The following is an 18,083-nucleotide window of genomic DNA, read 5'->3' as shown; positions in this document are numbered from 1 at the left end:
GAGCGGGCGGCTCACAGATCGCTCCTCTCCGCGCGGATGGCCGCGGCACGGGCGGCGGCGGCCGCGGCCTGCTTGGCGTCGCGGCCGGTCGGCCGCGCGTGCCGTTCCCGCACCCGCCCCTTGGGCGGTTCCGGCGCGTCGATCCGAACCTGCGTCTCCCGGCGTTCGGCGAACGCCTCCTCGAGGATCCGCCTGGCCTCGTCGGGCTGGTCCTTGGCGAAGGCCCAGGCCCACTTGCGGTAGCGGACGGCGACGTCCTGCGCTTCGCCGTCGAGCACCAGACGTCCGTGGTGCAGCCAGATGGCGCGAGTGCAGGACTCCTCGATGGTCTGCGCCGCGTGGCTCACCAGGAACACCGTTCCCGCCTGCTCCCGGAGCCTCGTCATCCGGGCCTCGCTGCGCTCCTTGAACGCGGCGTCGCCGGTGGCCAGGGCCTCGTCGATGAGCAGGATGTGCGGGCGTGCCGCCGTCGCGATGGCGAAGCGCAGACGTGCCGCCATACCCGAGGAGTAGGTGCGCATGGGCAGATAGATGGACTTGCCCAGGCCGGCCAGCTCGATGACGTCCGGGATCGCGGCCTCGGCCTCGGCCGGGGACAGCCCCATGGCCAGGCAGCCCAGGCGCACGTTCTCCTCGCCGGGCAGGTCGGGCACCAGGGCGGCGTTCACGCCGATGAGCACCGGCGTGCTCTCGGCGAGCACCTGACCCTTGGTGGGCTTCTCCAGGCCCGCGATGATCCGCAGGAGGGTGCTCTTGCCGGAGCCGTTCTGTCCCACGAGGCCGATCTGCTCGCCGGAGTTCGCGACGAACGAGATGTCCGTCAGGGCGCGCACCGTCACCTTGGGCTCCTGGCCCAGCACGTTGAGCACCGCGCGCTTCACCTTGGCCCGCCGGCCGTTGGTCGTGTCCGTGGACGGCGTCCGGTAGAACATCCGCAGGCCCTGCACCGCCACGGTAGGCCACAGCACGGGAGTGCTCCCTGACCGGGGCCCCACCGTGGCGAGCTGGCCGGTGTGCGGCGGCGCCTGGACGGACATCGGGATGGCGCCGGTGAGCGGGCGCGAAGCCGACTGAGCGGGCAGAGGCATCGACGCCGGGCCGTTCTGGCCCAGCGGCGGGGGCATCGGGTAGTCGAGGTCAGCGGCCATAGCTCTCCTCCGCCCGCCAGAAGACGACGAACCCGACGACGAGCAGCCCCACGCTCCAGCCGCCGAGCCAAACCCAGCGGATCAGGTCGGGCGTCGTGGCATACAGCACGCAGTCCCGCACGATGTCCAGCACGATGAACATGGGGTTCGCCTCCAGCCACATCCGCTGGACGGGGTCGTCAATGAGGTTGTCGAACGAGAAGAACACCGCCGAGGCGTACAGCCAGACGCGCATCACCATGCCGATGAGGTTGGTGATGTCCGGCAGAGCGGCTGCCCATCGCGCCACCAGGAGCGCGAGCCCCGTGGTGAACATGACCTGGAGTGCCAGGGCGACGGGGACCAGTGCGATGCGCCAGGTGTACTGCTCGGCCGGCGCCGTGAGGTAGATCAGCGCGGCGAGGGTGACCAGCGTGGGCCCGAGGTTGAGCAGGTTGCGCAGCACCACGGAGATGGGCAGCGCCGCACGTGGGAAGGTGAACGCCCGGATCAGGTTCTTTCCGGTCTGCACCGACCGCGCGCCACCGTTGATCGATTGCGTGGTGAACTGGAAGAGGAACACGCCGATCAGTAGATAGCCGATGAAGTTGTCGATGCCGTGCGAGCTCTTCATCAGCACGCCGAACACCAGGTAGTAGACCGTCCCGTCGATCAGCGGGTTCAGCACCAGCCAGGCCTTGCCCAGCAGGCTCTGCCGGGTCCCGCTGGCGACCTTCGCGCGGGCGTCCGCCCACAGGAAGTGCCGGCGCTCCCACAGGAGCCGCACGTACTGCCCGAGCGGCGGTCGCGCTCCCACGCGCGACAGGTTGCCGAGCGTCACCAGCTTCGTCGTCGTCGGTGAGGCGTCGAACAGGGCCGCGTACGACCCGGTCTCGGGACCCGCGCTCATGCCGTCACCCCCAGGCACTGCCGGTAGACGCCCAGGTAGGTCTCCGCGTTACGCACCCATGTCCTCTCCGTAGCCACCCCGTGGCCCAGCTCCACCAGCTCGGCCCGCCGTCCGGCGTCGCCCAGGAGCGAGCCGACGGCGTCGGCCCAGCCCTCCAGGTCGCCGGCGTCGACGTGCAGTCCCGCACCGCCCACCGCCTCGACGAGCGCGGGCAGCGCGCTCGCCACCACCGGCCGTCCCACCGCCATGGCCTCGACCGGCTTGAGCGGCGTGACCAGGCGCGTCACCTCGTGGTCGCGCCGGGGCACCAGCACGACGTCGAGGGCGGCCAGCCACGTCAGCGCGACGGCGGGCGGCACCCGGCCCGGGAGCACCACATGGTCGGCCACCCCGAGCTCGCGCGCGAGCCGGGCCAGGCCGGGCCGCGAGACGCCGTCGCCGACCAGCAGGCCCGTCACGTCGTGGCCCCGCGCGCGGAGCGTCGCGACCGTCCGGACCACGGTCTCCAGGCCCTCGTAGTCGACCAGGCTGCTCACGGTCCCGATGGCGGGGCCGGAGGGCAGCCCCAGGGCAGCGCGCGCCGCCTCAGGCGTGGGGTGGTGCGCGGTGAGCAGCGCGTCCGGCACCGCGTTCGGCACCACCGTGATGTGCCCGGCGGGCACGCCCCGCGCCACGAGCGCGTCGCGCATCGTGCCGCTGAGCGTCACCACCGCGTCCGCGGCCAGCGCCAGCTCGGTCTCCTTCGCCTGCATCAGTGCCCGACGGCGGGACGCCGCCGCCCGCGCCCGGGCCTCCGCCGTGCCGTGCGCGGCGACCCAGGTCTCCTCCGGCAGCCCGCGGACCTCGTAGACCCACGGGATCCCGGCGCGCCGCGCGGCGGCCCGGGCCAGCGACCCGACGGCCGACGGCGTGGTGGTGTGCAGCACGTCCGCCCCGACCTCGCGGGCGGCCGCGACCAGCAGGTCCGTCTCGTGCGCGGCGCGGCGTGCGGCGTCGGGCTCCGCGCGGGCCGGGACCAGCCGGCGGTAGGCGACGCCGTCCACGACGTCCGTGCCGCGCGCCGCGAGCGAGCCGATGGTCAGCGGGTATCCCGGCCGCGTCGTTGCCGACGCCGCCAGCCCGTGCGCGCGCTGCGCCACGAGGATCGCGTGCGAGCGCAGCGTGTAGCCGCTCTGGGTGTGCGGCAGCGAGTTGGTCAGGTGGTGCAGCACGGTGAGCGCGCCCGACGTCGTCCCCGCGGCGCGGGCGGCCGCTGCCGCCTCGTCCCCGGATGCGGGCCGCAGCTCGGCCACCTGGGCGCGCAGCCCGGCCGGCGCGTCCGGCCCGATCGATTCGACGTCGCCCAGCAGCCAGGCCGCGCGGTAGCGCGCGGGGCCCGCCGCGGCGACGCCGTCGACCAGCTCGGGACGGCCCACCGCCACCGCGACCTCCGCCGCGATCCGCCGGCTCCGGCCTGCGGGGCGCGCCAGCAGCGCCTCCGCCTCACCGGCGGCGCCCGTGGTGTCGCCCGCGAGCATGCTCCCGAGGGCGTGCCGCGCGGACGGCGTCGGCGCGAGGCGCAGGGCGCCCACCAGTGGGCGACGCACCCGCTCGGGCGCCCGCCGGGCGGCCTGGACGGCGAGCCACAGCGGGTCCTCGACCACGGTACGGGCCACGAAGGACGTGGTGAAGCGCAGGTTGCGCGCGAGCTCGCCCGCGCGCCGGAACGGTCGTGCCATCAGTACCGGGCCCCTCGGTCGGCGGGCTCGGGCCGCAGCGGGTGGGGGAGCAGCTCGTCGAGCAGCTCCGCGTAGCGGTGGCCCAGCACCTCGTCGCTCGCGTGCTCGGCGACCCACGCGGCGGCGTCGGGCGAGGCGGCGGGCACCACGCCGTCGGACAGCCAGCCGCACCACAGGTCGGCGAGGCCCTCGACGTCGCCGGGGCGTACCACGGCGCCCGCGCCGTTCGCCGAGACGAGGCTGGCCGCCTCGCCCGCGAGGCACGCCGACGCGACGACGCCCGACGCCATGACCTCGTACAACTTGGACGGGACGGTCCACTCGAACGGGGCCCAGTCCCGCAGGGAGACGACCGTGGTGTCGGCCCAGGCGTACAGCTCGCGCACCTGGGTGGACGGCACGGACGGCTCCACGCGCACGGGGGCGCCGAGCTCGGCGGCCAGCCGGCGCAGCGGCTCCAGCTCGTTGCCGTGCCCCACGATCCGCACGTCCAGCGCGTACCCGCGCTCCTGGACCAGGGCGGCGGCCCGGACCGCGACGTCCAGGCCCTGCGACCGGCCGACGGTGCCCGCGTACACGACGCGCAGGGGCCGGTCGCCGAGGACGACGGGGGTGTGCTCCCGGACCGGCTCGAACGCCGTGCCGTTGCGCACCACCGCGACGTTCCGGACGCCGCGGGAGCGCAGCACCTCGGCGAACGCGGCGGTCGTGGTGACCACGAGGTCCGCCCGGGCCTGCAACCGGGTGACGGTGCGGTGCACCACGCGCGCCGCGAGGTCGCGGACCACGCGGCGCAGGTCGCCCGTCCGGCCTCGGCGCAGCAGGATGCCGCTGGGCTCGATCAGGTCGGGCCAGGCGTCGCGCATCTCCACGATCAGGCGGGCCCGGTGCCAGCGGGCGAGGGCCCAGCCGGCCACGACGCTCGGGATGCCCGGAACGGTGGCGATCACGACGGCGGGCCGGCCCGCGGACGGCCGCACGCCGCGCAGCACCGAGCTGACGGCGGCGACGACCTGGTCCGCGACGCGCGAACCGAGCCCGTGGGAATGCTCGCGGAAATTCACCCGGATGATCTTCTCGCCATGGGTACCGGTGGTTACCGAACCGGGCAGGAAAGCGGGTGAATTATGGGTGATCTTTCCCGAGGGGTAGTGCGGTGGGGGCGTCAGGACCGCGACTGGATAACCCGCTGGTACCAGGTGCCCGGCCAGGGCTCCCCAGCGCCTCTGCGGTGCTCCGGACTCGGGTGCGTAGTGGTGTGTGACGAGGAGAATCGCGCGGTTCTGCGGGCGTCTGGCGCGTGCGACCACGCGGACTCTCCTCTCTGTTCGGCGGCTGGCCGAGGTTTATCGGAATTCACCCGCAAGCGCTTTCTCCGGTTGCGGTGCACGCATAAGCGTAGTAGCCGAAATCGCGACTAAGATCACCGGCCATGGCCGCACCCGATCGAATGAACGACTATCTCTCCGCACCCAACCCCGTGGACGGGGGTCTGCGTCACGCGCGGCGCAACCGGCGGGGCAAGGGTTTCGTGGCCGGAATCGTCGTCGGCGCCCTGCTGCTGGTGGGCGGCGGCGCGACCGCAGCCTGGTTCGGTTACCGGTCCTCGCTCGACGGCAACGTGGAGCGGCTCGACGCGTTCGAGGGCATTGACCCCTCGACCCGGCCCAGCGCCGCCCCCGTGGAGGGGCCGACCGCCCCCGTGAACATCCTGGTGCTCGGCTCCGACAGCCGGATCTCCGCCGGCGACCCGTCGGCCTGGGAGGCCGGAGCCCAGCGCACCGACGCGATCATGCTCGTGCACCTGTCCGCCGACCGGCAGACCGCCGCGGCCATCTCCATCCCCCGCGACTCCTGGGTGCCCATCCCCGGCTACGGCGAGGCCAAGATCAACGCCGCGTTCTCCTACGGCGGCCCGAGCCTGATGATCCAGACCGTCGAGGACCTCACGGGTGTGCGCATCGACCACTTCGCGGTGACCGACTTCGAGTCCTTCACCACGCTGACCGACTCCCTGGACGGCGTCGAGATCACGGTGCCCGACGGCGCGGGCGGCTCGGTGCGTCAGGCCATGACGGGCGAGGAGGCGCTCGCCTTCGCCCGTGAGCGCCACGCCCTGGCCAACGGCGACTTCGGTCGCGTGCAGCGGCAGCAGGCCTGGATGCGGGCCATCGTGGCCAAGGCCAACAACAACCGGAGCGACCCGCTGAAGATGGCCTCGTTCCTCGGGGCCGTCACCAGCTCCGTCGCCGTGGACGAGGCGTTCACGTTCGACCGGATGCAGGAGCTGTTCCAGAGCGCGCAGGACATCTCGACGAAGGACATCACGTTCATGACCGCCCCCTACTCGGGCACGGGGCGCAGCGCGGACGGGCAGTCGATCGTGGTGCTCGACCGCGCGAAGCTCGACCCGCTCATGCAGGCCGTGGCCGCGGACGAGCTGCCCGACTTCCTGGTCGCCAACGAGGGCACCATGGACGTGCTGCCCGCCGTCGTGAAGTAGCGGCTCCACAGATCAGGCCGGGCCCTCCCGCTCCCTCGGGAGCGGGCGGGCCCGGCCTGTCTCGTACGGCGGTCTACGGGCCGCTCAGAGGCCCAGGATCGAGCGGAGGTCCGCCTGCACCAGGGCGAGGCGCTGACGGGCCGCCACGCGCGCCGTGGAGAGCTCCTCGGCGGACGCCGCGGGGTCGATCGGCGCGACGACCTCGATGTAGCACTTGACCTTGGGCTCGGTGCCGCTGGGGCGCACGATCACGCGGGTGTCGTCGACGGTCAGCAGCACCACGCCGTCCGTGGGAGGCAGGCCGTTCAGCCCCTCGGCGAGGTCCCGGACGGAGTTCACGGGCGAGCCCGCCAGCTCCGACGGCGGCGCGTTGCGCAGCCACGTCATGGTCGTCTCGATCCGGGCGAGGTCCTCGAACCGCGCCGACACCTGTCCCGTGACGTGCAGCCCGCAGGCCCGCGCGACGTCGTCGAGCTGGTCCAGGAGCGTGCGGCCCTCGTTCGCCCGCCGGTTGGCCAGCTGCGCGACGGCGACCGCCGCGGACAGCCCGTCCTTGTCCCGTACGTGCACGGGGTCGACGCAGTAGCCCAGCGCCTCCTCGTACCCGAACACGAGGCCCGGGCTGCGCGAGATCCACTTGAACCCGGTGAGCGTCGTGGCGTGCTGCAGGCCGTAGTGGTTCGCGATGGCGGCCAGCGCCCGCGACGACACGATCGAGCAGGCCAGCGTGCCGCCGGTGCCGGCGCGCACGGCTCGCTCGGCCGCGTCCCAGCCCAGCAGCATGCCGACCTCGTCGCCGTGCAGCATGCGCCAACCCTGCGACCCCGCCGTCTCGGCGCCCTGGTAGGTGCCGTACTGCGGGTCGAACACGGCGACCGCGCAGCGGTCGGCGTCCGGGTCGTTGGCGATGACGAGGTTCGCGTGGGCGTCCTGCGCCAGGGCCAGCGCCATGTCGATCGCGCCCGGCTCCTCCGGGTTGGGGAAGGCGACGGTGGGGAAGTCCGGGTCGGGTGCGACCTGCTCCTCCACCGGCACGACGTCGGCGAAGCCCGCCTCCGCGAGCACGCGGGCGATCGCGGCGCCGCCCACGCCGTGCAGCGAGGTGGTGACGACGCGAAGCTTGGTGCGCGGCTCGCCGTCGTGCAGCGTGGCCACCGCCCGGTGGTACTCGTCGGTGATCTCCGGGCCGAGCACGGTCCACCCGGACTCGGCGCGCGGCACGTCCTTGGCGGCGCCCACGTGGGCGATCTCGCCGGCGATCCGGGCGTCGTACGGCGGGACGATCTGCGCGCCCTGCCCGGGCCCCGCGACGACCCGCCCGCCCAGGTACACCTTGTAGCCGTTGTCGGCGGCGGGGTTGTGGCTCGCGGTGACCATGACGCCGGCGTCGGCGCCCAGGTGGCGCACGGCGAACGCGAGCACCGGGGTGGGCCCGGGCGCCGGCATGAGCAGCACCTCGGCCCCGGCCGCGACCAGCACGGCTGCGGTGTCGCGGGCGAAGTCGGCGGAGCGGTAGCGGGCGTCGTAGCCCACCACGACGCGCGGCGGCACGCCGGCAGCCTCCGCCTGGAGGAACGCGCCGAGCCCCGCCGCGGCGGCGATCACCACGGCGCGGTTCATCCGGTTGGGCCCGGCCGCCATCGCGCCGCGCAGGCCCGCCGTCCCGAACTGGAGCGGGCCCGAGAACCGGTCGGCGAGCTCGGCGACGGCCAGGTGGCCCATGTTCTCGTCGCCGGTCCGGGCGACGAGGCTGCGCAGCTCCTCGATGTCGGACTCGTCGACGTCGGCGGCCATCCAGGCCTCGGCGCGCGCGACGAGATCGGGGGCCGAGGGGGCCCCGGTGGCGGTCGGCAGGTCGGTGGCCACGGGCGTCAGATCTGCTTGATCACTCGCGCGAGCAGGTCGCTGATGCGCGGCCCTGCCTCCTTGCCTGCCTCAAGCACCTCCTCGTGGGAGAGCGGGTGGGGGCTGATCCCCGCGGCCAGGTTGGTGGCCAGGGAGATGCCGAGCACGTCCATCCGGCAGTGCCGGGCGGCGATGGCCTCGAGCGCGGTGGACATGCCGACCAGGTCGGCGCCCATCAGGGACGCCATCTTCACCTCGGCCGGCGTCTCGTACTGCGGGCCGTGGAACTGCGCGTACACGCCCTCGGGCAGGTCCGGGTCGACGGTCCGGGCAACGTCGCGCAGGCGCGGCGTGTACACGTCCGTCATGTCGGCGAACTTGGCGCCCTCCAGCGGCGTCTGCCCCGTGAGGTTCAGGTGGTCCTTGATCAGGACCGGCTGGCCGGGACGCCAGCCGATGTGCACGCTGCCGCAGCCGTTGGTGAGGATGACCGTCTCGCAGCCGGCGGCCGCGGCGGTGCGGACGCCGTGCACCACGCGGCGGGCGCCGAGGCCCTCGTAGAGGTGCGTGCGCGAGCCGAGCACGAGCGCGTGCCGGACGGCGCCGTCGGGCCGCTCGATGCGGATGGAGCGCGTGGTGGACCGGTGGCCCTCGACGGCGGGCTTCACGAAGCCGGGGATCTCCGCGGTGGGGATCTCCGCGACGACGTCGCCGATCAGCTCGGCCGCACCGCCCCACCCGGAACCGAGCACGAGGGCGATGTCGTGCCCCGGCACCCCGGTCTTGGCAGCGATGTACTCGGCGGCGGCGGCAGCGACGTCGAACGGGTCGGTCGTGGGGTCGTCCAGATCTGGCTCCGTACTCATGGTCCGAGGTTATCGCCACTTTCCTCCGGGCACGCGCCCACGAGGGCGGCGGATCCGGCGCACGTCACGGCGATGCGAGAATGGACCCCGTGACCCCCCTCGATCCCGCAGCAGTCCCGCACCGTGTCGTCGTCGTGGGAGGTGGCCCCGGTGGATACGAGGCGGCGCTCGTGGCCCGCAGCCTGGGCGCACAGGTCACGGTCGTGGAGCAGCAGGGTCTGGGCGGCGCGGCGGTCCTGACCGACGTCGTCCCCTCCAAGACGCTCATCGCGACCGCCGAGTGGATGACCATCGCAGACCGCGCCCCCGAGCTCGGCATCCGCATGCCCGACGACGTGGTGGACCCGCTGTCCGACGTCGACGTCTCGCTCGCCACCGGCGGCATCCCCGTCGTCTCCGCCTACGCCGCCCCCGCGCTGAGCGGTGCGGGCGTGCAGGCGGCGGCGTCCGCGGCCGGGACCGCGGAGAAGCGCAAGCACTTCGTGGACCTGCAGGCCGTGAACAAGCGCGTGCTGGCGCTGGCGCAGGCGCAGAGCGCCGACATCCGCGGCCGCCTGGAGCGCGAGGGCATCCGGATCGTCGCGGGCAAGGGGCGGCTGGACGGCCCGTCGCGCGTGGTCGCCGAGCTCGCGGACGGCGCCACCGAGGTGCTGGAGGCCGACTCCGTGCTCCTCGCGCTCGGTGCCACCCCGCGCACGCTGCCCACCGCGGTGCCGGACGGCGAGCGCATCCTCACCTGGACGCAGGTGTACAACCTGCGGGAGCTGCCCGAGCGGCTGATCGTGGTCGGCTCGGGCGTCACGGGCGCCGAGTTCGCGGGCGCGTACAACGCGCTGGGCTCGGACGTGGTGCTCGTCTCCAGCCGCGACCGGGTGCTGCCGGGCGAGGACGAGGACGCCGCCGAGCTGCTGGAGGGCGTCTTCCGCTCCCGCGGCATGACGGTGCTGTCCCGCTCGCGCGCGGCGTCCGCGGTGCGTACCGACGCCGGCGTCGAGGTGACGCTGTCCGACGGGCGCGTGGTGCACGGCTCGCACGTGCTCGTCGCGGTCGGCGGCGTGCCGGCGACGTCGGGCATCGGGCTCGAGGAGGCGGGCGTCCGGCTCTCGGACGGCGGCCACGTCGTGGTCGACCGGGTCTCGCGGACCTCGGTGCGCGGCGTCTACGCGTCCGGCGACTGCACCGGCGTGCTCCCGCTCGCCTCGGTGGCCGCCATGCAGGGCCGGATCGCGATGGCGCACGCCCTCGGCGACGCCGTCCAGCCGCTGGCGCTGCGCACGGTCGCGTCGAACATCTTCACGGCACCCGAGATCGCGACCGTGGGCTACAGCGAGGAGAAGCTGCGCGCGCAGAACTCCCGCTACATCACCACCACGCTGCCGCTCGCGCGCAACCCGCGCGCCAAGATGCTCGGCGTCAAGGACGGCTTCGTGAAGCTGTTCGCCCACCCCGAGGCCGGTGTGGTCCTCGGCGGCGTGGTCGTGGCGCCGCGGGCGTCCGAGCTGATCTTCCCGATCACGCTGGCGGTGCAGCACCGGCTCACGGTGGACAACGTGGCCTCCGCGTTCACGATCTACCCGTCGCTGTCGGGCTCGATCGCGGAAGGCGCGCGAGTGCTGGACGCCCGGGTCGGCAAGTAGGGCTCGGGCGGCTGCACCTCCAGCTCAGGCGACGGAGGCGTCCAGGACGATCTGGCCGCCCTCGACCTTCGCCCCGGTGACGGTCACGCCCGGGAACTTGGCCTCCAGCAGGCGCTCGACGTCGACGGCGATCCGCGCGTCCGGCTGCACGTCCACGACGCCCGGCGGCAGGCCCTGCTTGGCGACCTCCTGCTCGATCGGTGCCGCGGCCAGGCTGAGCAGCCGGTGCGCCGGGAGACCCGCCGCGTTCACCTCGACGGTGAGCGTGGCGACCCCGCGCTCGAACGAGGCGAGCTTGACGTCGCCCCGCACGATCGGCGCGATCTTGACAGCCAGCTTCAGCGGGCCGGGCAGGGTCTCGAGGCGGCGCAGGTCCGCGACCACACGAATCACGTCCCCGTCGCCGACGACGGAGGTGATGACGGGCGGGGCCTGCTTGGCGATCCTCGCCAGGCTGAGCGCCTCTTCGGGAGCGATCCGGATATGCACGATTCGACCCTAACCCAGCAACGCGAGCAGGCGAGGCAGGGCATGGCCGAACGCGGGGAGCAGGCTCAGCCCCTCGACCTCGTCCAGGCCGACCCAGCGCACCTCCAGGCTCTCGGGATCGGCGGCGCGCGGCTCGACGGTGTGGCCGGGGGCGACGTCGGCCACGACGGTCGTGTACGTCCAGGCCGGGTGCTCCAGCACGTGCGTGCCCACCACGTGCACCGCGGCGGGTTCGATCGCCGCCTCCTCGGCGGCCTCGCGCAGGGCGCCGTCCTCCGGCTTCTCGTCCGGGGCGAGGGCGCCGCCGGGGATGCCCCAGGTACCGCCCATGTGGGACCACAGGGCGCGGTGCTGGAGCACCATGGCGGACGGCGCCCCCGCGACGTCCCGGCGCACGAGGAACAGCCCCGCCGCGCCGAACAGACCCCAGTGCCGGTGGTCCCCGCAGGTCACCCAGCCGTCGCCGTCGTGCCGGTGGAGGTCTGCGGGAGGCACTGTCGGGTTCGGCACGGCGTCAGTCTCTCAGGTCCGGACGCGGGCTGTCAGCGACCGGCGCGGTCAGTCCTCCGCGGGGACACCCTCGACGACGACCTTGCCGCCCTCGAACCGGAAGCCCGTCACCTCGGTGAACTGGCCGCGCATCAGCGCGCGCAGGTCGAGCGAGACCGTGCCGTCCTTGCGGAGCTGCACGGCGTTCTCGGGCAGGCCGCTCTTGCGGGCCATCTTGTCGATGGTGCCGGAGGCGAGGGGGAGCAGCTTGGTGGCGGGCAGGCCGGCGGCGTCCGCCTCGACCTGGAGCACCGCGATGTTCTGCCAGACCGACGTGATCCGCGCCGACGCGTGCATGACCGGGACGGCCTTGGCCGCGATCTTGACGGGCAGCGGGGCATACGTCAGGCGGCGCAGGTCCGCGGTGACGGCGATGACGCCGTCCTCGCAGGTCAGCTCGCTGACGAACGACGGAAGGGACTTGCGGGGACGGATGAGGGCGATGGCCTCTTCGGGGCTGAGAACTACGACGCGTGTCACGTCGCAGAACCTAGCCGATCACACGAGGCCTGATGGGCGCGGGTGGCGCCTATCAGGCCCCGTGGGGCGTTTTTCACCCGGTTTGATGCCGGAAATCACCCGATGAGTTCTGGTGACAGCCCCGGTCAGTCGACGATCTCGCACAGCGCGGCGCCCGCCGAGACGCCCGCCCCCGGCGTCGCCGACAGGGAGCGCACGGTCCCCGCACGGTGGGCCAGGATCGGCTGCTCCATCTTCATGGCCTCCAGCACGACGACGAGGTCGCCCTCGGCCACCTGTGCGCCGTCCTCGACCGCGACCTTGACGATGGTGCCCTGCATGGGCGAGGCGAGCGTGTTGCCCGTCGAGCCGCTCGACGCCTTGGCCCCGCCGGTGCGCCGGGCAGGGCGCCGGGCGGCGTTCGCGGTCCGGGCCCGGCCGGCGGCCACACCGAGGCCCGCGGGCAGCACGACCTCCAGGCGGCGTCCGCCCACCTCGACGACGACGCGCTCGGCCGTGACCTCCTCGACCTCGTCCTCGGGGGCCGGCGCGGGAGCCGGGGCGAGGGCCTTGAGCTCGTCGGCGAACTCCGTCTCGATCCAGCGGGTGTGCACGCGGAACGGCGAGCCGTCCGCCGGGACGAACGCCTCGGCGTCGAGCACCGCCTTGTGGAACGGGACCACCGTGGGGATGCCCTCGACCACGAGCTCGCGCAGGGCGCGGCGGGCGCGCTCGACGGCCTGGGTGCGCGTGGCGCCCGTGACGATGAGCTTGGCGATCATGGAGTCGAAGGCGCCGGAGACGGTGTCGCCCGCGACGACACCCGTGTCGACGCGCACGCCCGGGCCTGACGGCCACGTGATCGTGTTGAGGCGGCCCGGCGCGGGCAGGAAGCCCGCAGCCGGGTCCTCGCCGTTGATGCGGAACTCGAGGGAGTGCCCGCGGATCGCAGGGGAGTCGTAGCCGAGCGGCTCGCCGGCGGCGATGCGCAGCTGCTCGCGGACCAGGTCGATCCCCGTGACCTCCTCGGTCACCGGGTGCTCGACCTGGAGGCGGGTGTTCACCTCGAGGAACGAGATGGTGCCGTCGAGGCCCACGAGGAACTCGCAGGTCCCGGCGCCCACGTACCCGGCCTCGCGCAGGATGGCCTCCGAGGCCGTGTAGAGGGACTTCTCCTGCTCCGGCGTGAGGAACGGCGCGGGCGCCTCCTCGACCAGCTTCTGGTGGCGGCGCTGCAGGGAGCAGTCGCGGGTCGACACCACGACGACGTTGCCGTGGGTGTCCGCGAGGCACTGGGTCTCCACGTGGCGCGGCTTGTCCAGGTAGCGCTCCACGAAGCACTCGCCCCGGCCGAACGCCGCCGTCGCCTCGCGGACCGCCGACTCGAACAGCTCGTCGATCTCGTCGAACGTGCGCGCGACCTTGAGGCCGCGGCCGCCGCCGCCGAACGCCGCCTTGATGGCGATGGGCAGCCCGTGCTTCTTCGCGAAGGCCTTCACCTCGCGGCCGTTCTTGACCGGGTTGGCCGTTCCGGGCACCAGCGGGGCGCCGGCGCGCTGCGCGATGTGCCGCGCGCTCACCTTGTCGCCGAGCGCCTCGATGGCTGACGGCGGCGGGCCGATCCAGACGAGCCCCGCGTCGATGACCGCCTGGGCGAACTCGGCGTTCTCCGACAGGAAGCCGTAGCCCGGGTGCACGGCGTCGGCGCCGGACCGGCGGGCGACGTCGAGCAGCTTGGCGGGGTCGAGGTAGGTGTCGGCGGCGCGGGCGCCGCCGAGGGCGAACGCCTCGTCGGCGATCCGCACGTGCATGGCCTCGCGGTCCTGGTCGGCGTAGACGGCGACGGACGCCAGCCCCGCATCGGCGCAGCCGCGGGCCACGCGGACGGCGATCTCACCACGGTTGGCGATGAGCACCTTCGAGATGGTTCGGGGCAGGCTGGAACTGGGCACGGCTCACCGTAACCCGGGTATCCAGGACCTATGTACCTGCCCCGGGCACCCGGGAGAAAGTCTGGAGACCAGACCAACCCCGGAGCGGGCCGTTTGTGGGGTTCAGACATGGCGTCGGCACTGTGCAGTCCACTGAGCCGCCGCTCCTTGTGGGTATCAGGTAAACGGCTGCTGGCCTGGGCAGGCGACCGCGGGGGTAGTTGCGGAGTGAGCGCCCAGAGTGCAACCCGGCCTGCGGTCATCCTGGGCTCGAGAAATGGTTGATGGGCTCGGGGACGTCGTCTGCCCGGGGAGAGCGGGTCGAGTGCGACCACAGGGGGTGGCTCGGGTGGCTGTGCACAGGGGTGGCTCAGTCGGCCCTGGTGGGGTCGTCAGCCGGTGTGGGATCGGCAGCATGCGACCACCACGGAAGGTCCCGCCGCGTCTGCTGTCCGACGCCGCTACGCAGGAGGGGCTGGTGAACAAGACCCAGTGCGACGCCGCCGGGCTGGACAAGTACGCCGTCGGACGACTGATCAAGGCGGGCACCTGGTCCCGCGTGACCCGCTGCGTCTACGACACGGACCCTGATCCCGTCGAGCGGCGTCGGCGGGACGACTTCTTCGAGCACGTTCGCCGGCGTGCCGCGTGGGCCGGGATGCTTGCGGTTCCGGACGGGATCGCCGTCGGGGCCTGTGCGCTCGCGCTCCACCGGGTGGCAGGCCTGCCGGCGCGGCTCGTGCCGGAGGTGGCGCGGCCCGACGGCAAGGCCGCGACGGTCGGGTCCGAGGTCGTCCTCCGTCGATACCGATCCTTCTCGACGGTGCGGTACCGGGGCAGGCGGATCACGGCCTTGGTCCCGGCGCTGGCGCAGGCACTCCCGGGTATGTCACGGGACGAGGGGGTGGCGGTGCTCAGCAGTGTGCTGCACCAGGGCTTCCTCGACGAGCCGGCGCTCGATCAGGTGCGCGTCCTGATACGGCGCCGGCGCGGTTCGGTGCAGGCCCTCGGGTGGTTCCCCCTGGTGTCCGCCCTGGACGAGTCGCCCGCCGAGACGGCTGCGCGGCTCTCGTGCCTGGACCGCGGCGTCCCGCCCGACGGTCAGCAGGTGACCTTCACACGGGGCGGTGTCTTCCTCGCCCGGGTCGACCTGGTCTGGCGGCTGCCGGGCGGGCGGTACCTGGTGGTCGAGATCGGCGGGCGCGCGTTCCATTCGGGCCAGGCGATGCTCGCCGACGACTCCGTGCGGCAGAACGGCCTGGTCGCTACGGATCGTCTGGTCGTGCTCCGCTACCCGGCGGCTCAGGCCCTGGACGCCGAGGGCATCGGTCAGGACGTTGCCGCCCGCCTGACCGGCCTGCGCTGGACCTCGGGTGCCCCGCTGCAGGGTGCGGTCGAGCTTCACGGCGAATGAGCGCGGAGGTAGTGGCGGAAAAGGCGCTCAGAGTGCAACCCGCTCCGCACTCACTTGCGGGTCACGCGGTGCGGAGCGTGCGCCACGGGATGTTGAGGTCGCCCAGGAGCTCGCGGAGGAGGGGAAGGCTGATGCCGACCACGCCGTGGTGGTCGCCCTCGATGCGCTCGACGTAGGGGCCGCCGAGGCCGTCGATGGTGAACGCGCCGGCCACGTGCAGCGGCTCGTCGGTGGCGACGTAGGCGTCGATCTCGTCGTCGTCGATGTCGGCGAACCAGACGGTGGTCGAGCTGGTCGAGCCGAGGGTGCCGCCGGTGCCGCCCGCGGCGTCGTCGCGCAGGTCGACCACCCAGTGGCCCGTGTGCAGCACGCCCTTGCCGCCGCGCATGGCGCGCCAGCGCTCGCGCGCGGTGGCGGCGTCCGCGGGCTTGCCCACGATGGTGCCGTCGATCTCCAGCATGGAGTCGCACCCGACGACGATCACGTCGACGGGCGCCTCGGCGGCGGGAGAGCCGGCCCCGGCGGGGGCGCCGTCGGCCGGAGCCTCGGCGTCGTCCCAGGACTCCTCCAGCCGGGACGCCACCTCCTCGGCCTTGGCCTGGGCCAGGACGAGCACGGCGTCGGCGGGATCGAGCTCGCCGAACCGTTCCGTGGCGTCGGCGAGGACCTTGTCCTCGTCCACGCCGGACACGACGACTTCCGGCGTGACTCCGGCGGACTTCAGCGTCGCGAGTCGGGCGGGGGACTGGGAGGCGAGGACCAGGCGTGGCACGCGCGCCACAGTAACGAGAATGCGGGCGGACGAAACAGCAAATACGAGATCTGCCGAAAGTGACGCCGGTCACGTGTCAGACGGACAGGTCGCCCGAGGGACCCGTCCGTCTGACACGCGCCCTCAGGACAGGGCCTCGCGGAGGGTGTCCAGGCCCACGGAACCGAGGTTCAGCGCCCGGGCGTGGAACGCCTTGGCGTCGAACTCCTGGCCCGCCGGCACGGCCGCCCGGGCGGCGTCGCGCGTCTGCTCCCAGAGGCGCTGCCCCACCTTGTACGACGGCGCCTGCCCCGGCCAGCCGAGGTACCGGTTGAACTCGAAGCGGACGAACTGCTCGGGCATGTTCACGTTGGCCAGCAGGAACGGCCAGCCCTTCTCGGCGGTCCAGGTGCCGCCGCCCCACTGCTCGGGGGCGGGCAGGCCGAGGTGCACGCCGATGTCGAACACCACGCGGGCCGCGCGCAGGCGCTGCGCGTCGAGCATGCCGAGGCGGTCGCCCGGGTCGTCCATGTAGCCGAGGTCGGCCATGAGGCGCTCCGCGTACAGGGCCCAGCCCTCGCCGTGGCCGGACACCCAGCAGGCCAGCCGCCGCCAGGTGTTCAGCGTCTCGCGCGCGAACACGGCCTGGCCGCACTGGAGGTGGTGCCCCGGGACGCCCTCGTGGTAGACGGTCGTCTTCTCGCGCCACGTGTTGAACTCCGTGACGCCGGCCGGCACGGCCCACCACATGCGGCCGGGCCGGGACCAGTCGTCGCTCGGCGGGGTGTAGTAGATGCCGCCCGACTGGGTCGGCGCGATCATGCACTCCAGGTCGAGCACGGGCTCGGGGACGTCGAAGTGGGTGCCGTTCAGCGCGGTGATCGCGGCGTCCGACGTCTCCTGCATCCAGGCCTTGAGGGCGTCGGTGCCCAGCAGCTTGCGCGCGGGGTCGGCGTCGAGCGCCGCCACCGCCTGCTCGACCGTGGCGCCGGGCCCGGCGATCTGCGCGGCGACCTGCTCCTGCTCGGCGACCACGCGAGCCAGCTCGTCGAGGCCCCACTGATAGGTCTCGTCGAGGTCCACCTGCGCACCCAGGAAGTACCGCGAGAACAGGGTGTAGCGCTCGCGGCCCACGGCGTCCGCCTCGGGGGCGCGCGGCGCGAGGTCGCGCTCCAGGTACTCCGCGAGCTTCCCGTAGGCCTCGCGGGCGGCGGTCGCGCCGTGCTCCAGCTCCTTGCGGACCAGGCTGCACGCCGCCGACTCGTCCAGCACCGCGTCGACGGCGGGGCCACGCGTGAACGACGTGAAGAAGGAGTCGCTCCCGGCCAGCTCGCGCGCCTGGACGACGCACTCGCGCACCTGACGGATCGCGGCGACGTTCCCCTGCGCGGCCGCCGCCGTCAGCGACTCGATGTACCCGTCGACGGCGTCCGGCAGGCCGTTGAGGCGGGACGCGATGTTCTCCCAGGCCTCGACCGAGTCGGTGGCCATGATGTCGAAGACGTCGCGCAGGCCCTGTACGGGGGACTCGATGTTGTTCAGGTTGCGCAGGCCCTCGCCGGCCTCGTGGAGCTCCAGGTCGAGCCCGATCCGCTCGCGCATCGCGGAGAGCGTGACGCGGTCGACGTCGTCGGCGGGCTCCACGCCGTCGAGGCGGGCCAGGACGTCCCGCCCGGCCTGGGCCAGCTCGTCGTGCCCGGCCGGCGAGAGATCGCCGATCTCGTGGTCGTGTCCGGGCAGGCCCATGGCTGTGGCGGACAAAGGGGCGAGTTCAGTGAGACGCTTGACGTAGTCATCGGCGATGACGTCGATCTGCGTGGATGTGCGCACAGGGCTGGTCATGTCGGCCGAGCCTACGTGCCTCGCCGGTGACAAACGAGAAGT

At 73.3% G+C, this 18,083-nt stretch carries 15 protein-coding genes; 3 read left to right on the top strand and 12 right to left on the bottom strand.

Annotated elements, in window-relative coordinates; genetic code table 11:
- Nucleotides 1-11 precede the first annotated feature (11 nt).
- Genes ACIPN7_RS09615 through ACIPN7_RS09600 form a run of 4 tightly spaced genes read right to left on the bottom strand, consistent with a single transcriptional unit; the run spans nucleotide 12 to nucleotide 5,065 of the window.
- Entirely contained in the window at nucleotides 12-1,148 is a 1,137-nt protein-coding gene (locus tag ACIPN7_RS09615; RefSeq protein WP_400540382.1) for an ABC transporter ATP-binding protein, read from the bottom strand.
- Complete coding sequence (locus ACIPN7_RS09610; RefSeq protein ID WP_400540380.1) at nucleotides 1,138-2,037, bottom strand: ABC transporter permease; 900 nt, start codon at nucleotides 2,035-2,037, stop codon at nucleotides 1,138-1,140. Before ACIPN7_RS09610 ends, ACIPN7_RS09615 begins: the two co-directional genes overlap by 11 nt.
- Nucleotides 2,034-3,755: a glycosyltransferase gene (locus tag ACIPN7_RS09605; RefSeq protein WP_400540378.1), complete on the bottom strand. Its 1,722-nt coding sequence runs from the start codon at nucleotides 3,753-3,755 to the stop codon at nucleotides 2,034-2,036. The genes ACIPN7_RS09610 and ACIPN7_RS09605 overlap by 4 nt, the downstream gene beginning before the upstream one ends.
- Nucleotides 3,755-5,065, bottom strand: coding sequence for a glycosyltransferase family 4 protein (locus ACIPN7_RS09600; protein WP_400540377.1), 1,311 nt, complete (start codon nucleotides 5,063-5,065; stop codon nucleotides 3,755-3,757). The genes ACIPN7_RS09605 and ACIPN7_RS09600 overlap by 1 nt, the downstream gene beginning before the upstream one ends.
- 122 nt (nucleotides 5,066-5,187) lie before the next feature.
- Here ACIPN7_RS09600 and ACIPN7_RS09595 point away from each other — a divergent pair, with 122 nt between their 5' ends.
- Nucleotides 5,188-6,258: an LCP family protein gene (locus tag ACIPN7_RS09595; protein ID WP_400540375.1), complete on the top strand. Its 1,071-nt coding sequence runs from the start codon at nucleotides 5,188-5,190 to the stop codon at nucleotides 6,256-6,258.
- An 84-nt stretch (nucleotides 6,259-6,342) separates the two neighbouring features.
- Here the strand turns inward: ACIPN7_RS09595 and ACIPN7_RS09590 are convergent, their stop codons facing one another.
- Both ACIPN7_RS09590 and ACIPN7_RS09585 read right to left on the bottom strand, forming a co-directional pair.
- Nucleotides 6,343-8,052 carry a phospho-sugar mutase gene (locus tag ACIPN7_RS09590; RefSeq protein ID WP_400540436.1) on the bottom strand — a complete coding sequence of 570 codons (1,710 nt, stop codon included), beginning with the start codon at nucleotides 8,050-8,052 and terminating at the stop codon, nucleotides 6,343-6,345.
- Nucleotides 8,053-8,129: 77 nt separating this feature from the next.
- Nucleotides 8,130-8,969, bottom strand: coding sequence for a purine-nucleoside phosphorylase (locus ACIPN7_RS09585; RefSeq protein ID WP_400540373.1), 840 nt, complete (start codon nucleotides 8,967-8,969; stop codon nucleotides 8,130-8,132).
- 80 nt (nucleotides 8,970-9,049) lie between these two features.
- On the opposite strand from ACIPN7_RS09585, the gene ACIPN7_RS09580 reads away from it, so the two are divergent.
- A complete protein-coding gene (locus ACIPN7_RS09580) occupies nucleotides 9,050-10,606 on the top strand; it encodes an NAD(P)H-quinone dehydrogenase (protein WP_400540371.1) in 1,557 nt (518 codons plus the stop codon).
- 24 nt (nucleotides 10,607-10,630) lie between these two features.
- On the opposite strand, the gene ACIPN7_RS09575 is transcribed toward ACIPN7_RS09580, so the two are convergent.
- From ACIPN7_RS09575 to ACIPN7_RS09560, 4 genes are all read right to left on the bottom strand, one after another.
- Nucleotides 10,631-11,095 (bottom strand): hypothetical protein, encoded by a 465-nt coding sequence (locus ACIPN7_RS09575; RefSeq protein ID WP_400540369.1) that lies wholly within the window; start codon nucleotides 11,093-11,095, stop codon nucleotides 10,631-10,633.
- A gap of 9 nt (nucleotides 11,096-11,104) precedes the next feature.
- On the bottom strand, nucleotides 11,105-11,605 hold the full coding sequence (locus ACIPN7_RS09570; RefSeq protein ID WP_400540367.1) for an NUDIX domain-containing protein: 501 nt from the start codon (nucleotides 11,603-11,605) through the stop codon (nucleotides 11,105-11,107).
- 48 nt (nucleotides 11,606-11,653) lie between these two features.
- Complete coding sequence (locus ACIPN7_RS09565; protein ID WP_400540365.1) at nucleotides 11,654-12,124, bottom strand: hypothetical protein; 471 nt, start codon at nucleotides 12,122-12,124, stop codon at nucleotides 11,654-11,656.
- A 125-nt stretch (nucleotides 12,125-12,249) separates the two neighbouring features.
- Nucleotides 12,250-14,055: an acetyl/propionyl/methylcrotonyl-CoA carboxylase subunit alpha gene (locus tag ACIPN7_RS09560; RefSeq protein WP_400540363.1), complete on the bottom strand. Its 1,806-nt coding sequence runs from the start codon at nucleotides 14,053-14,055 to the stop codon at nucleotides 12,250-12,252.
- Nucleotides 14,056-14,449: 394 nt separating this feature from the next.
- On the opposite strand from ACIPN7_RS09560, the gene ACIPN7_RS09555 reads away from it, so the two are divergent.
- Nucleotides 14,450-15,448 carry a type IV toxin-antitoxin system AbiEi family antitoxin domain-containing protein gene (locus ACIPN7_RS09555; protein ID WP_400540361.1) on the top strand — a complete coding sequence of 333 codons (999 nt, stop codon included), beginning with the start codon at nucleotides 14,450-14,452 and terminating at the stop codon, nucleotides 15,446-15,448.
- Nucleotides 15,449-15,509: 61 nt separating this feature from the next.
- On the opposite strand, the gene ACIPN7_RS09550 is transcribed toward ACIPN7_RS09555, so the two are convergent.
- Both ACIPN7_RS09550 and ACIPN7_RS09545 read right to left on the bottom strand, forming a co-directional pair.
- The gene (locus ACIPN7_RS09550) at nucleotides 15,510-16,220 is read right to left on the bottom strand and encodes a Maf family protein (RefSeq protein WP_400540359.1); all 711 of its coding nucleotides are present in this window, start codon (nucleotides 16,218-16,220) and stop codon (nucleotides 15,510-15,512) included.
- A gap of 123 nt (nucleotides 16,221-16,343) precedes the next feature.
- Nucleotides 16,344-18,041 carry a DUF885 domain-containing protein gene (locus ACIPN7_RS09545; RefSeq protein WP_400540357.1) on the bottom strand — a complete coding sequence of 566 codons (1,698 nt, stop codon included), beginning with the start codon at nucleotides 18,039-18,041 and terminating at the stop codon, nucleotides 16,344-16,346.
- Between the last annotated feature and the right edge of the window lie 42 nt (nucleotides 18,042-18,083).

The sequence above is a fragment of the Promicromonospora sp. NPDC090134 genome (genome assembly GCF_044746965.1).
In the GTDB taxonomy this organism is placed as follows: Bacteria; Actinomycetota; Actinomycetes; order Actinomycetales; family Cellulomonadaceae; genus Promicromonospora.
Note: the sequence above shows the minus strand (reverse complement) of the source record. Positions and strands in the feature narration are given on the sequence as shown.